This window comes from Permianibacter fluminis, assembly GCF_013179735.1.
Classification (GTDB): Bacteria; Pseudomonadota; Gammaproteobacteria; order Enterobacterales; family Permianibacteraceae; genus Permianibacter; species Permianibacter fluminis.
The window spans coordinates 2,577,639-2,591,930 of record NZ_JABMEG010000001.1; the positions used below are offsets into that span (position 1 = coordinate 2,577,639).

The window sequence follows — 14,292 nt, forward strand, 5'->3', positions numbered from 1 at the left end:
CAGACTTTTCGGTTCGCCGCTTCAAGGCGCTGTTTAGCCGCGATTATTTTTCCGCGCCTATTTTTCCAAATACTGCAGCTTGTTCGGCACGCCATCCCATTTCTCGGCGTCTGGCAACGCGTCTTTCTTCTTGGTGATGTTCGGCCATTTGGCGGCCAGCTCGGCGTTCAGCGCGATGTATTGCTTTTGATCCGCCGGCACTTCGTTTTCTTCATAGATGGCGTTGACCGGGCATTCTGGTTCGCAGAGGCCGCAGTCGATGCACTCATCCGGATTGATCGCCAGAAAATTCGGGCCTTCATAGAAGCAGTCAACCGGGCACACTTCCACGCAATCGGTGTGCTTGCAGCGAACACAGTTGTCGACGACGACGAATGCCATGGTGAACTCCTGATTTCATGTGACCGCGCGGCAGCGATCAGCCATTAGTTGCTAAAAATGGCCCCGGGGCGTTTGCCGGGGTGACAGACCTGATTTTGCCGGCGACTCAACGCCGCAACGATTTCAATTGGTATAGCACGTCCAGCGCGTCGCGCGGACTGATGCGATCGATATCGAGCGCATCGAGCAGGGCATGGGCCGCATCGGTTGCCGGCGCTGTGCCGGCAGTCGCGGTGGCTGCTGCCACCGGTGTCAGCGATTCGAGCTGGCCGAGATGGGCGCGGGCCCGGGCAATCACAGCCAGTGGCAGACCGGCCAGTTGCGCCACGTGAATGCCGTAACTGCGGTTGGCCGGACCGTCTTCAATGGCGTGCAAGAATACCACCGAATCGCCGTGCTCGGTCGCGCTGACATGCAGGTTGACCATGCCGGTTTGCTGCTCTGGCAAGCGGGTCAGCTCGAAGTAATGGGTGGCAAACAGCGTCAAAGCCCTGATGTTCAAATGGATATGTTCGAGGCAGGCCCAAGCCAGTGCGAGTCCGTCATAGGTGCTGGTGCCGCGGCCGATTTCGTCGAGCAGCACGAGGCTGCGGGCGCTGGCGTGGTGCAGGATGTTGGCGGTTTCGTTCATCTCGACCATGAAGGTCGAGGCGCCGCCGGCGACATCGTCACTGGCGCCGATTCGGGTGAAGATGCGATCAACCAGACCGATTTCCGCGCTGTCGGCCGGCACGAAACTGCCGACGTGGGCGAGCAGGGTGATGAGCGCGATCTGGCGCATGTAAGTCGATTTGCCGCCCATGTTAGGGCCGGTGATGATCTGGCTGCGACGCGTGCTGTTCAGCACCGTGTCATTGGCAACAAACGCTTCGCTGATGAACGGTTCGACCACCGGATGACGACCACGCCGGATCACAATGCCGGGCTCGTCGCGCAGCTGCGGCCGGGCATAGTTCAGCGCACCGGCCCGATCCGCCAGCGACTGCAGCACATCGAGGGTGGCCAGTGCATCGCTGCAGGCTTGCAGCGCCGGCAGATCCGTGCGCAGCGTCGCCAGCAGGTTTTCGTACAGCTCTTTTTCCCGTTGCAATGCGCGCTCGCTGCCACGCAGCACGCGTTCTTCCTGCGCTGACAGCGATTCGGTAATGAAGCGCTCGGCGTTTTTCAGCGTTTGCCGGCGGCGGTAATGTGCCGGCGCCAAATGCGCCTGACCGCGAGAGATTTCCAGATAGAAACCGTGCACGCGATTGAAGCCGGCCTTAAGAGTCCCGATGCCGGTCGCGGCGCGTTCTTCGGCTTCGATGCGTTCGAGAAAACCGTCGACACCTTCGGACAGTTCGCGTAGTTCGTCGAGTTCCTTGTCGTAACCGGCGGCGATGACGCCACCATCGCGCACGAGGCTGGACGGTTGCTCGGCAATGACGCGGGTCAGCAGCGCTTCGACATCGGGGAACGCACGCAGGCCGCTGGTCAGTTGCCGCAGACTGTTGTTTGGCGTTGTGCTCGGGATCGCGTGCAAGACAGCGAACAGTTCAGGCAGCGCGCGCGTGGCTTCGCGGACCCGGACCAGATCACGCGGGCGAGCCGAGCCGAGCGCAATGCGCGCCAGCACCCGCTCCAGATCGCCGACCGATTTCAGTGCGGTGCGAACCTCGGCAAGCTGTGCCGAATTGAGCAGCGCCTCGACCGCATCCAGCCGCTGCTCGATGGCGGCGCGCTGACTCAGCGGCCGGTGCAGCCAGCGCCGCAGCAGCCGGGTTCCCATCGCGGTAACGGTGCGGTCGAGCACTTGCAGCAGAGTGTGGCGGTCGTCGCCGCGCAGGGTTTCCGACAACTCCAGATTGCGCCGCGTGGCCGGGTCGAGCTGCAGGGCATCGTCGCCGCGCTCGAAGGTTGGCGGCCGCAGGTGCGGCAGCGCGGTTTTCTGGGTTTCCTTGGCGTATTGCAGCAGCGCGCCGGCGGCGCCCAGCGCTGCCTCGATTGTGCCGACTTCGACTGTGCCGGATTCTGCCGCGAGACCAAAGCCGTCGAGGTTGCGGACGTTGTAATGGCGCTGCAGCGCATCGCGCGCCGAGGCCGGGTCGAACTGCCAGGCCGGGCAGAGCCGGCGGGCGCCGAGCGGCGGCAACGGCAGTTCGTACAAAGTTTCATCAAGTAGCAGTTCTGCCGGTTGCAGCCGGTGCAGCTCGGCGCAGAGCTCGGGCAGCGAGCGCGGCTGACTTAATGCGAAACGGCCACTTGCCAACTCGAGGGTGGCAACGCCAAAGTGCGAACCGCCGTTACGGTGGTCAGACCTTTGTGTGATCGCTAGAATCAGGTTGTCGCGGCGCTCGTCCAACAGTTCTTCGTCGGACAGCGTGCCGGGGGTGACAATACGGACCACGCCACGCTCGACCGGGCCCTTGCTCAGTGCCGGGTCGCCGAGCTGCTCGCAGATGGCGACCGTGAAACCTTGTTTCACCAGCCGGGCGAGGTAAGGCTCCATGGCATGCCAGGGCACGCCGGCCATCGGGATCGGGTCGCCATTGGAGGCGCCGCGCTTGGTCAGCGTGATGTCCAGCGCCTGCGCGGCGGTGGCGGCGTCGTCGTAAAACAGCTCGTAGAAATCGCCCATCCGGTAGAACAGCAAATGCTGGGGATGAGCCGCCTTGATGCGCAGATACTGCTGCATCATGGGCGTGTGGCCGGACAGATCCGGCGTCGGGGGGAGTGTGGTCGTCGTCATCGCCGGCATTCTACTGGCTGCGTCGGCCCAACCCAATACGAATAGTCGCCGCTGCGCACAGGCGCAGCGCTGCAAGGACAACAAACGTGCAAACGCCAGATGCAGGCCGGGATGTGAACCGGGACATTGCTCAACAAGTGGCCAGTCTGGCGCAAGCGCTGACGGCCAACGGCATGTGGCTGGCGACCGCCGAATCCTGCACCGGTGGCTTGATCGCCGCGGCCTGCACCGCTTTGCCGGGCAGCTCGCGCTGGTTCGATCGCGGTTTTGTCACGTACAGCAATGATGCCAAGCAACAGATGCTCGGCGTGCCGGCCAGTACGCTGCTGCAATTCGGTGCCGTCAGCAGCGAAACGGTGATGGCGATGGCATTTGGCGCGCTGGCGCGCAGCAAGGCCGATATCGCAATCAGTGTCAGCGGCATCGCCGGTCCCGATGGCGGCAGCGATGCCAAACCGATCGGCATGGTCTGGTTCGGTCTGGCGCGCAAAGGCGTGGCGGTGGAAGCGCGCGTGCAGCACTTCCCGGGTGAACGTGCGGCGGTGCGCGAACAGGCGCTTGAATACGGGCTGCAGTGGCTGCTCGACAGCTTGCGCTGAGTGGCCAAAACATTTTTTCAAAAAATCAGAAACGCTTCAGGAGACTTTCATGACGTATCAAGCCCCCATCCGTGATTACCGCTTTCTGTTGCTCGAATGGCTGAAACTGCCGGAACGTTGGCAACAGCTCGGCGGCCATGCCGAACTCGATGCCGGTTTGGTCGACGCGGTGCTGGAAGAGGCGGGCAAATTCTGCAGCGGCGTGCTGTCGCCAATCAATCGCAGCGGCGATGAAGAAGGCTGCAGCATCAGCAATGGTGTTGTGAAAACGCCAAAAGGTTTTCCGGACGCGTGGAAGCAGTTCGCCGAAAGCGGTTGGCAGTCGCTTTGCGGTGATCCGCAATACGGCGGTCAGGGCCTGCCGCGCACGCTGCATGTCGCCATCGAAGAAATGATCTACGGCGCCAACACCTCGTTCTGTCTGTATTCCTCGCTGACCAACGGTGCTACCGAATGTATTGCCGCCCATGGTGACGAAGCCATGAAGGCAGCATATTTGCCGAAACTGCTCAGCGGCGAATGGACCGGTGCGATGTGCCTGACCGAACCGCATGCCGGCACCGATCTGGGTCTTTTGAAAACCAAGGCGACGCCGAATGGTGACGGCAGCTACAGCATCAGTGGCACCAAGATTTTCATCACCGGCGGCGAGCACGATTTGACCGACAACATCGTCCATCTGGTGTTGGCACGGCTGCCGGACGCGCCGGCCGGCACCAAGGGCATTTCGCTGTTCCTGGTGTCGAAGTTTGACGTCAAAACGGATGGCTCACTCGGCGAGCGCAACGCCTTTAGCTGCGGTTCGATCGAACACAAGATGGGTATCAAGGCGTCGAGCACCTGCGTCATGAATTTCGATGGCGCCAAGGGCTATTTGATCGGCAAGCCGAACGAAGGCCTGAAGTGCATGTTCACCATGATGAACGTCGAGCGCCTGTCGATTGCCGTGCAAGGTGTCGGCCTCGGTGAACTCGCCTGGCAAATCGCCGCGCGTTACGCCAGCGAGCGCAAGCAGAGCCGGGCACCGGGCTCGACCAACGCGGCTGATCCCATCATCGTCCATCCGGATGTGCAGCGCATGCTGCTGACCATGCGTGCCTACACCGAAGGTGGCCGCGCGCTGGCACTGTGGATGGGCAGCCTGCTCGATGAAGCACACAGCGGCAAAGATGCGGCAGTGAAAGTGAAAGCTGAAGCACTGTTGGCCTTCCTGACGCCGGTGGCCAAAGCGTTTTTCACCGATATCGGTTTCGACGTCTGCAATCATGGTGTGCAGGTGCTGGGCGGCCACGGGTATGTCCGTGAATGGGGCGTTGAACAGACCGTTCGCGATGCCCGCATCGCCCAGATTTACGAAGGCACCAACGGCGTGCAGGCCATGGATCTGGTCGGTCGCAAATTGATCGCCAACAAAGGTGAGACTGCGGAAGAATTGCTGCTGGCCATTCGCCGCTATGCCGAAAAACTGAAAGATGCCGAATGGAAAGCGTCGCTGACCCAAGCGGCCAGTGACTTCGAACTGGCGCTTGATACCCTGCTGGAAAATGCTGACGATGGTGGCCGCCATGCGGGCGCCAACGCCGTGCACTTCCTGCACTTGACCGGCCATTTGGTCTACGGCTGGTTGTGGTCGCAACAGGCGGCGCTGGCCGAGGCCGCAGAAGACAGCGACAGTTTTTACCAGCACAAACTGCTGACCGCCGACTTCTTCCGCCGCCAGCTGCTGCCGCGCACCGCAACGCTGCGGACGCTGATCGTCGGTGACGGTCACGACTGGGCCGAGCCGGACGCGAGCTACTTCGCGGTTTAAGCAATGACGGTTGGTTTTTGTCAGCCATCAAAAAAGCGCAATCTCCGGATTGCGCTTTTCTTTTATCGGTTGGTAACGCACTGTTTCCTGATACGCGACGATCCGCTCGCCCGGGTTTCGCTACACTGAGGTCACGAAAGATCAGTGCCAAGCGAGACTTCATGTACGACCGTTTGCAACAGGAACGCGACACCATTTCCCAGGTATTGGAAGCGGTGATGCAACACGCCACCGGCTATTTGCAGCAGTTACCGGACCGGCCGCCAGCGCAGCGGGCCGAGGCCTCAGTGCCGCAACCGCTGTCCAGTGAAGGTGTCGGGTTTGCCACTGCCTTGCAGCAGTTCAGTGAGCGCTGGCAGCCGCAGCTGAGCGCCAGTGCCGGACCGCGTTACCTCGGCTTCATTACCGGCGGTGCGACGCCGGCCGCGCTGGCCGGTGACTGGCTGACCAGTGCGCTCGATCAGAACCCGATGAACAGCCTCGACGGTGCCGGGCAGTTGCTGGAACGGGAAGCGTTGGCCTGGCTGCGCGATTTGTTTGATTTGCCGGCCGAATTTGCCGGCAGCTTTGTTTCCGGCGCCACCGTTTCCAACATGGTCGGCCTCGCGATCGCGCGCGAGTGGTGCGGCGAGCAGCGCGGCATCAGCGTCGCCGATGACGGTCATGCCGCACTCGGCAAGATCGAGATTTTGTCCGGCGCGACCCATTCCAGTGTCTACAAAGCGGCGGCCATGCTCGGCATCGGGCGCAAGGCGATCCAATCGATCGCCTTGCTGCCGGATCGCGAAGCCGTCGATGTGGCCGCACTGGAGCAGGCGCTGGCAGCGCGCGCCGATCAACCGGTGATCGTCGTTGCCAATGCCGGTACGGTGAACAGCGTCGATTTCGATGATCTGACGGCGATTGCCGCGCTGCGCGCGCGTTATCCGTTCTGGTTGCACGTCGATGCGGCATTTGGCGCGTTTGCCCGCTTGCTGCCTCAGCACGCTGACAAACTGAAAGGGCTGGAGCTGGCCGACTCTGTCTGCATCGATTTGCACAAATGGCTCAACGTGCCCTATGACAGCGCCGTGCAATTCAGCCGTCGTCAGGATCTGCAAGTCCGGGTATTCCAGAACGCATCGGTCTACCTCGGTATGCCGACCGGCGATCCGGATTTCGTGCACCTGACGCCGGAAAATTCCCGTCGCTTTCGTGCCTTGCCGGCCTGGTTCAGCCTGCTCGCCTATGGCCGCGCCGGCCATGCTGACATCGTTGCCCGCAATGTCGCGTTGGCGGATGCCCTGAGCACGCGGCTGGCGCAGGAACCGCGTCTGCAATTGCTCGCACCGACCCGGCTCAACGTGGTTTGTTTCAGTCTGACCGACCGGCCGACGGCGGAACGTATCCAGACATTGGTCCGTTTGCTGCGCGATGATGGCGAAGTGTTTCTGACGCCGACGGTGTATCAGGGCACTTGGGGCGTTCGCGCCGCGTTCAGCAATTGGCGCACGGAAGCTGCCGATATCGACCGTATCGTTGCGGCATTGGCGCGGGCGCTTGAGCGATTGGGCTGAGCTGGCAATGGCCAAGACCGGGGCAGTTGGCTAGAATGCCGGGCCCGCGTCCCGGTAGCTCAGCTGGATAGAGCATCCCCCTCCTAAGGGGAAGGTCGGACGTTCGAATCGTCTCCGGGACGCCATCTCCTGTTGTTTCAGTAGGGCCCGCATGAGTCATCGTGACGACAGCGATGGCACGGCTTATCATGTGCGGGTTCCAAGCCGCCATTGATGGCCAGCCTCCATGCATGTCACTTTTCCTTCTGCCAATAACTTCCAGTTGTCGCGTGGCATTTTCATTGCCGCCTGGAAGGTCTGGTTCAAGCGTTTTCATCCGCAGCCGGAAAGCTGGCGCGAAGGCCGTATTCCGCGTCATGACGCCGACGGCAAATTGTGCGAGGTGTTGGCGCGCGGTCATCGGTTTTCGGTGGATGTCATTGCCCGCTTGATGGTGCCGTGGCCGTTCCGCAATACCGTGCAGGCCAGTGATGATTTCATTCGGCTGAACCCGGCACTGCTGCGTTCCTGCAGCTATGTCGACGATGCTACCGGCAGCAATGTGCCGGGCGCGCGGCTGACCGATCAGGCGCTCGATTACTGGGATTCGCTGTCATTCGTTGCCCAGGAAATGTATCTGGTGTACGCCGAAGCGCGGGTGCAGGCCGATATCGAAACCTCCAGCGATGATCCGGTGGTGATCGACGATGGCGGCAATTGTGTCATTGGCGAAAGCATTTACCCGCCTGTGCTACCCAAAGCTGATGCGCCGGACAGCGATTACCTCAAGGCCTTGGTGCGCTGGATTGATGAAGAACCCTATCAGCCGATGTATCAGCGGCAGCCGGTCGGCGAACCGGTCAGCAGTTGGCATGATCGTCTGCAGAAATTTTTCTGGCCGAAACCGCGCATTGGTTACAGCGCTTACGGCTTTCTGACCAATTCGCTGTTGTACCGTGCCCGTTTGCTGGCCAAAACGGTCGAAGACCAGCGGCAATGGAGCGTTGAAGAGCAATTTCTCGCGGTCAAAATCGCCAATGAGATTTTCAACCTGTTCGGTGTCCCGCAGCGTGAAGTAACCATTGATAACGTGCGTAAGGTGGTGCAAGCCGCATTGACCGCCGATGCCAGCGCCAAAGCCAAAATGAACAGCGGCTGGACCTGGCTGGCCGCCCTGACCACCGCGCACAAGGAAAGCGAAGCCGGCGCTTTGCCCTTGATTGGTTGGAATAGCCGGGTCTCGGCGTCACTGGTCTCGCGGCTGGATTTTCTGTTGGCAGAAACTGGTCAGCAAAACCTTGGCAAGCGCTTTGCGGCGCTCGGTACCGTGCCGGGTTACGGTGGCACCCGGCCACGGCAGTTGTCGCTGCAATGGCCTGATGCCTATCGCAGCTGGGAATCGCAGATCGCGGTCAGCAAGCTGGTGCGCGAGATTCGTGATTTGTTGAATAACGAACGCAAGCCGGATGGCTCGCTGCGTTATCGCGCCATGCCGCTGCCCACTGGCGGCACGGCACCCTGGACAGTGCTGGGCGTTTGTTATGTGCTGATGGGAGATGGTTACTGATGCGACCGCCCAGGTTGCGTATTCACGCGACTGGGTTGTTGTGCGGAAACTTTTTCTATTTGACCTCTGGGTTTTTGGCTGCAGCATGACGAAACTCTTGCTGCAGTCTTTCCAACTGGCCACTGGCCCGCATCGTCGCCAATTCACGATCAATCAACCGTTTCAGTGACGGACCGTAACGGTAATTGCGGGAGATTGCCATGACCAGCGGGGAGGGCTGCATATCGCCAATTGCGTGGTGGGCAATTTCGCCGGAAGCCAGCACGTCCTGGCCGACAATCCGCAGGCCTTCGATGGTTTCCAGATTGTAGGGCAGTACATCGCAGCGGCCATTGCGCAGCATCCGGAATGCCGCGGCAAAATTTTCCGGCCCCATGTCGATGCGGTCCGACGGCAAATCAAACATCGCGAAATTGTGGCCGGCAATACCGCAGACCCGCAGGCTGCGCAAATCACGTTTGTTCAGCACCGGCGTAAAGTCCGGGTAGCGCGACTGCAGATAAAAGCTGTGAAAATGCACCTGAGCAAACGGCTCGGTCAGCAGGTAGGTGGCGATGCGTTCCGGATTGGGGCTGCTGTTGATCAGCAATTGATAGCGCTCGCCGTTGGCGACTTCCTGCTGACAACGCTTCAGCGGCAGCAGATCCAGCTCCAGTCGCCAGCCGTTTCTGGCGAGAATGTCCCGGATCAGGGTATAGCCCAGCCCGCGCACCATCAGCTGGCCATCAGCGCCGGTTTCCCGCCAGCGGAAGGGAGGGTAGTCCTGGTCATTGTCGCAGGCGCGCACCAGCGGCGGTTCGGCTTGCGCAGGGGCACTCAGCCCGACCAGCGAGCTGAAAGCCAATGTCAGCAGCAGAATTCGCGGTACGGCTGTCATCTGTTACCTCTGTTTTTTTTGGAGTATAGGTCCCTCGTCTTGCACTGGATACGACCGGGTTGGCAGCTTGGCGCACAGTAATGGGTAGATTTGCTAGAATCCCGCCGCTTTATACCACCGGAGCCGACCATGACCGTAGACCAGCTGATTGCCAGCATGACGCCCGACATCCGGGAGAAATTGACCCGTGCGGTGGAGCTTGGCAAATGGCCGGATGGCGTTCGGCTCAGCGATGAGCAGCGCCAGACGATCATGGAGGCCTTGATGCTCTGGCAAGCCCGCTATGAGCCACATAACGGCGAGGCTTACACCATCGATGACAGCGGCGAGATGCGCTTTCTCTGTGACAGCGAGAAAGAACGGCTGGAGGCAGCGCACGCGACCTTCAAAATCACGCTGCAGTAACATCGCACCGTTCAACAAAAAAGCTCAGGCCAAGACCTGAGCTTTTTTATTTCGGATTGGGGAGATGCCTCGGTTCGTATGCCGTTACCCTTCGAGAAGCTCAAGGCGAACGATCTGTTTAACCTGCAGCACGTCACTTACCGTTCGTGGTGAGCTCGTCGAACCATGAACGAGCTACAGTGAGCATCCCGCTGAGACAGCTACCTCATCGGGCATTTATTTGCCGTTATCTGGCCTGAAATCATCAGCCCGTTTGACCCAGCAGCGCCGCAAACAAGCTGGCAAAGATCGAGCCGAGCACAACCAATAACAGCAAGGGCAGTAGTATGGCAAAGGCGAGTTTGAGTTCGGTCAACTGGTCGGCGACTGCTCGCTTGCGGCTCTTCAGGAAGAACTTGCGAAACTCGCTGCCGTGAGCGTTGCGCACATCCTTGATGAAGTTCTGCCGGTTGCCAAACCAGTCTTTGAGCAGGAACAGGGCAAACGGCAGACAGATCGCTGCGGCCAATCCGTAGCCGAGAAAGTCCGCCATCACTTGCGTCCTTGCATCATGTTCTCGATTCAACCTCTCACATCAGCCTCTCGCATCAACCTGGATGGGTCAATTCACCACGCAGGTTTTGCTGCATCCGTTGCTTGATGCTGGCCGTGTCGAGGCCGAGCGAGAACAGATAATAGAGTTTGGTCAGCGCCGCTTCCCGGGTCATGTCATAACCGCTGATGACGCCGTGCTGCATCAGTACGCGGCCGCATTCGTAGGTGTTCATGTCGACCAGACCGCGATAGCACTGGGTGCAATTGACCACGATAACGCCACGATCATTGGCTTCCTGCAGGACCCGCAGCAGCTCGGCATTTTTCGATGGTGCATTGCCGCTGCCGTAACTCTGCAGAATCAAACCTTGCAGCGGTGGCTTCAGAAAATTTTCGATGATGCCGGCATTGATGCCGGGGAATAGCGACATGGTGCCGACCATCGGCGGATTCAGTTGTTGAACGCGCAGTGGTTTGTTCGGACCCGGCAGCAGCAGCGAGCGATTGACCTCGATCGAAATACCGACTTCGGCCAGCGGCGGAAAGTTGGGCGAGTCAAAGGCGTGAAAACCGTTGGCGTCGACTTTCTGACTGCGGTTGCCACGATACAGCCGGTCGTGGAAATACAGGCAGACTTCCGGAATGTCGTAATTGGCGGCGAGCAGCACGGCGCTGATCAGATTGTCGCGGCCATCGGTGCGCAACTCACACATCGGGATCTGCGAACCGGTGACGATCACCGGCTTGGCCAGATCTTCCAGCATGAACGACAGCGCTGACGCGGTGTAGGCCATGGTGTCGGTGCCGTGCAGAATCACGAAGCCATCAAACTGATCGTAGTGATCGCGAATGTCCTGGGCGATGCGCCACCATTCCGACGGCGTCATGTCAGAGGAGTCGATCAGCGTTTCAAACTCGCGCACGACGACTGTCGGCATGTCCTCACGGGCAAACTCCGGCATGGTCCGGATGACTTCATCGAGGTAGCCACGCACCGGCGCGTAGCCGTTGGCGGTCTTCTTCATGCCGATGGTGCCGCCGGTGTGGGCGATGTAAACCGAACGCGTCATGTCAGGTCCTGTAAGGCGTGGCTCAGGGCAGGGGCCGGTGAAATGCGGCCGAGCCCGAGAATGGCCGCTATTGTAGCGGCCAAGGCCCAAGAAGGCTGAATAACAGGGACGGTCGGGCCAGTTTGGCACCGGCTTGGCCCGAAACAGGCTGAGTTCGCCGGAAAACGAGCCGGAAAGGGCCGCAACCCGGTGGAAATATGCCGCAACGCTCAGAAACCGCTCGCTTTTTGCGGCTCCGGCCCCTATAGTTCGCGCCCTTGCTGCGGGGCATCAAAACCGCAGCGGGTATGAGCCTCACCAATCCTCCCCCCTGTACGCGCCTCCTGGCGCCAGGTTCCAGCCAGCCCCCGCGGCCTGCCAGAACCTTGAATGACGCAGGTATCCGGCTTGGCGGCATGACGTGTTTTCGCCAAGTTGCGGATGATCTCCTCGGATCGCCTCCGGTTCCGGCTGACACATTGACTCAAGTAAGGCAGTGGCCACCGCATATTCGCGGCATGGCGAGCGTTTGTGCGCTGAAATCAGCGTCCGCTTGCACGGCCTGAGCTGCCGATTGCGCTCCCTAGTCCTATATGCGATTGGGGGCAGGAAAATGATCTTGTCTAATTTCGACGTTAACGAAACCCCTATTGCCAATTCGACCGGCAATGCCGCGCTGACTTTCGCTGACTTGAATCTGGACGCGCGGCTGAACCGCGCGCTGGAAGAACTGAATTTCGTCAACCCGACCCCGATCCAGCAGGAAGCCATTCCGGTCATTCTGCAGAATCAGGATGTCATGGCCTCGGCCCAGACCGGCACCGGCAAAACCGCTGCCTTCATGCTGCCGACGCTGCACAAATTGCTGAGCGAGCCGGCCAAAGGCACGGGCAAAGGCCCGCGCGTGCTGGTGCTGTCACCGACCCGCGAACTGGCTCAGCAAATCAACGATGCCGTTCGTGATTTCGGCAAACACACCAAGCTGCGGGTCGGCACCATCGTCGGTGGCGTCTCGTATTTCAACCAAGAGAAATTGCTGTCGCGTCCGTTCGACATTCTGGTGGCAACACCCGGCCGTCTGATGGACCACATGGACAAAGGCCGTATCGATTTCTCGCGTATCGAACTGCTGATTCTCGACGAAGCCGACCGCATGCTGGACATGGGTTTTGTTGACGATGTCGAGATGATCGCCGGCAAAATGCCAGCCGAACGGCAAACGCTGTTGTTCTCGGCGACGCTGGAAGGCGAGATCGAGCGCGTTGCCCGGCAACTGCTGAAATCGCCGGTCCGTATTCAGACTTCGAGCGTCAAAGAAAAGCACGAGTCGATTACCCAATCGGTGCTGGCTGCAGATGATTTCGGCCACAAAAATTCGCTGCTGACCTCGTTGCTGGAACGTTCGGATGTCAAGCAAGCGATTGTTTTCGTGGCGACGAAGAGCGGTACCGAAGAACTGGCGGATGTACTGAAGGGTCAAGGCATCAGCGCCGATGCGCTGCACGGTGACATGAAGCAAGGCTTCCGCCGTCGCGTGCTGGATCGCATGCATGTGGGCCAACTGAAAGTGCTGGTGGCAACCGATGTGGCCGCCCGCGGTCTCGATGTCAAAGGTATCAGCCACGTCATCAACTTCGATTTGCCGATGGTCTCGGAAGATTATGTTCACCGTATTGGCCGTACCGGCCGCGGTGGTTCGACGGGCGAAGCGGTAACGCTGGTCAGCCCGCGCGAATGGCACAAGCTGTTCCGTATTGAACAAATGCTGGGCACCAAACTGGAAGAGCTCATCATTGAAGGTCTGGAGCCGCGCAGCGGTCGGCCGTCACGTGGTGGTGGTCGCAGTGGCGGCACCGGTCGTGGTGGCCCGTCGCGTGGCGGTGAGCGCAGCGGCCGCAGTTTTGGTGGTGGTCGCTCGCAAGGTTCGCGTGGCCCGAGCCGCAGCGATTTCGGTGGCGATGACCGGTTTGCCCGCGATCGCACTGAACGCGCTTTCGGTGACCGTCCGCGTGGCGATCGCCCACAGAGCGATCGTCCGTATGGTGATCGTCCGCGCAGTGACCGTCCGTATGGCGACCGCCCGCAAGGCGAGCGTTCCTACGCTGACCGTCCGCGCAGCGAGCGGTCGTATGAGAATCGTGGCAACAGCCATGAGCCGCGCCGCGAATACACCGAACTGACCAGCCACACGCTGCGTCGCGATGACCGTCCGCGTTCGGATCGGTTCAGCCGTGATGCGGCGCCGGCGCGTGACAGCCGTGGCCCGAGCCGGTTTGATCACAACGATCGTCCGCGCAGCGATCGCCCGCGTTCGGATCGTCCGAGCGAAGGCGCCCGTTTTGATCGCGCAGATCGTCCGGCCCGTTCGTTCGCCCAAGGCGAGCGTCTGTCGGTGCGCAGCGAGCGCCCGGCCGGTGCCGCGCCGCAAGGCGAACGCCGCAGCCGTCGATTCTCGAACGACTGATGATGTGCTATTGGCTTACGCATTAATCTGCGCAGGCCAAGCAAAAAAAAGGCAGCCAATGGCTGCTTTTTTGTTTCCCCCTCTCCCTTGATGGGAGAGGGCCGGGGAGAGGGTGAACCAGCAGTAAGCTCGTATTCGGCAGCAAACTCGACGTCGAGGTTCACCCTCTCCCTAACCCTCCCCCGTCGAGGGGGAGGGGATCAAACCACTTCACCTTTCAAACGCGTTTGCACACAGTAAAACGCATTCTCACAATTCAGCGATGACGGCGCGCGGTAACTAAACACCAAACAATGACGGCTGCTCTGTTTTCCCCCCTCTCCCTTGATGGGAGAGGGACGGGGAG

General features: G+C 60.4%; 11 protein-coding genes and 1 tRNA gene. 7 read left to right on the forward strand and 5 right to left on the reverse strand.

Features of this window, described 5'->3' with window-relative positions; genetic code table 11:
• Nucleotides 1-57: 57 nt before the first annotated feature.
• Both fdxA and mutS read right to left on the reverse strand, forming a co-directional pair.
• Nucleotides 58-381: a ferredoxin FdxA gene (gene fdxA, locus HPT27_RS11180; protein ID WP_172243163.1), complete on the reverse strand. Its 324-nt coding sequence runs from the start codon at nucleotides 379-381 to the stop codon at nucleotides 58-60.
• A 106-nt stretch (nucleotides 382-487) separates the two neighbouring features.
• On the reverse strand, nucleotides 488-3,106 hold the full coding sequence (gene mutS / locus HPT27_RS11185) for a DNA mismatch repair protein MutS (RefSeq protein WP_172243166.1): 2,619 nt from the start codon (nucleotides 3,104-3,106) through the stop codon (nucleotides 488-490).
• Nucleotides 3,107-3,192: 86 nt separating this feature from the next.
• Between mutS and HPT27_RS11190 the strand changes: the two genes are divergently transcribed.
• From HPT27_RS11190 to HPT27_RS11210, 5 genes are all read left to right on the forward strand, one after another.
• Entirely contained in the window at nucleotides 3,193-3,705 is a 513-nt protein-coding gene (locus tag HPT27_RS11190; RefSeq protein WP_328820685.1) for a CinA family protein, read from the forward strand.
• Between the two features lie 49 nt (nucleotides 3,706-3,754).
• A complete protein-coding gene (locus HPT27_RS11195) occupies nucleotides 3,755-5,515 on the forward strand; it encodes an acyl-CoA dehydrogenase family protein (protein WP_172243169.1) in 1,761 nt (586 codons plus the stop codon).
• Between the two features lie 161 nt (nucleotides 5,516-5,676).
• Nucleotides 5,677-7,071 carry a pyridoxal phosphate-dependent decarboxylase family protein gene (locus tag HPT27_RS11200; protein ID WP_172243172.1) on the forward strand — a complete coding sequence of 465 codons (1,395 nt, stop codon included), beginning with the start codon at nucleotides 5,677-5,679 and terminating at the stop codon, nucleotides 7,069-7,071.
• A 48-nt stretch (nucleotides 7,072-7,119) separates the two neighbouring features.
• Nucleotides 7,120-7,196: transfer RNA gene (locus HPT27_RS11205), tRNA-Arg, on the forward strand.
• 101 nt (nucleotides 7,197-7,297) lie between these two features.
• Nucleotides 7,298-8,617, forward strand: a complete 1,320-nt coding sequence (locus HPT27_RS11210) for a hypothetical protein (protein WP_172243175.1) — start codon at nucleotides 7,298-7,300, stop codon at nucleotides 8,615-8,617.
• Between the two features lie 55 nt (nucleotides 8,618-8,672).
• Here HPT27_RS11210 and HPT27_RS11215 read toward each other — a convergent pair whose 3' ends face one another.
• Nucleotides 8,673-9,494: a substrate-binding periplasmic protein gene (locus HPT27_RS11215; protein WP_172243178.1), complete on the reverse strand. Its 822-nt coding sequence runs from the start codon at nucleotides 9,492-9,494 to the stop codon at nucleotides 8,673-8,675.
• 129 nt (nucleotides 9,495-9,623) lie between these two features.
• Between HPT27_RS11215 and HPT27_RS11220 the strand changes: the two genes are divergently transcribed.
• Nucleotides 9,624-9,899: a YeaC family protein gene (locus HPT27_RS11220; RefSeq protein WP_172243181.1), complete on the forward strand. Its 276-nt coding sequence runs from the start codon at nucleotides 9,624-9,626 to the stop codon at nucleotides 9,897-9,899.
• 244 nt (nucleotides 9,900-10,143) lie between these two features.
• Here HPT27_RS11220 and HPT27_RS11225 read toward each other — a convergent pair whose 3' ends face one another.
• Both HPT27_RS11225 and ansA read right to left on the reverse strand, forming a co-directional pair.
• Entirely contained in the window at nucleotides 10,144-10,431 is a 288-nt protein-coding gene (locus tag HPT27_RS11225) for a hypothetical protein (protein WP_172243184.1), read from the reverse strand.
• Nucleotides 10,432-10,486: 55 nt separating this feature from the next.
• Nucleotides 10,487-11,503, reverse strand: coding sequence for an asparaginase (ansA, locus tag HPT27_RS11230; protein WP_172243187.1), 1,017 nt, complete (start codon nucleotides 11,501-11,503; stop codon nucleotides 10,487-10,489).
• Nucleotides 11,504-12,101: 598 nt separating this feature from the next.
• On the opposite strand from ansA, the gene HPT27_RS11235 reads away from it, so the two are divergent.
• Nucleotides 12,102-13,946, forward strand: a complete 1,845-nt coding sequence (locus HPT27_RS11235; RefSeq protein ID WP_172243190.1) for a DEAD/DEAH box helicase — start codon at nucleotides 12,102-12,104, stop codon at nucleotides 13,944-13,946.
• Nucleotides 13,947-14,292: the final 346 nt, after the last annotated feature.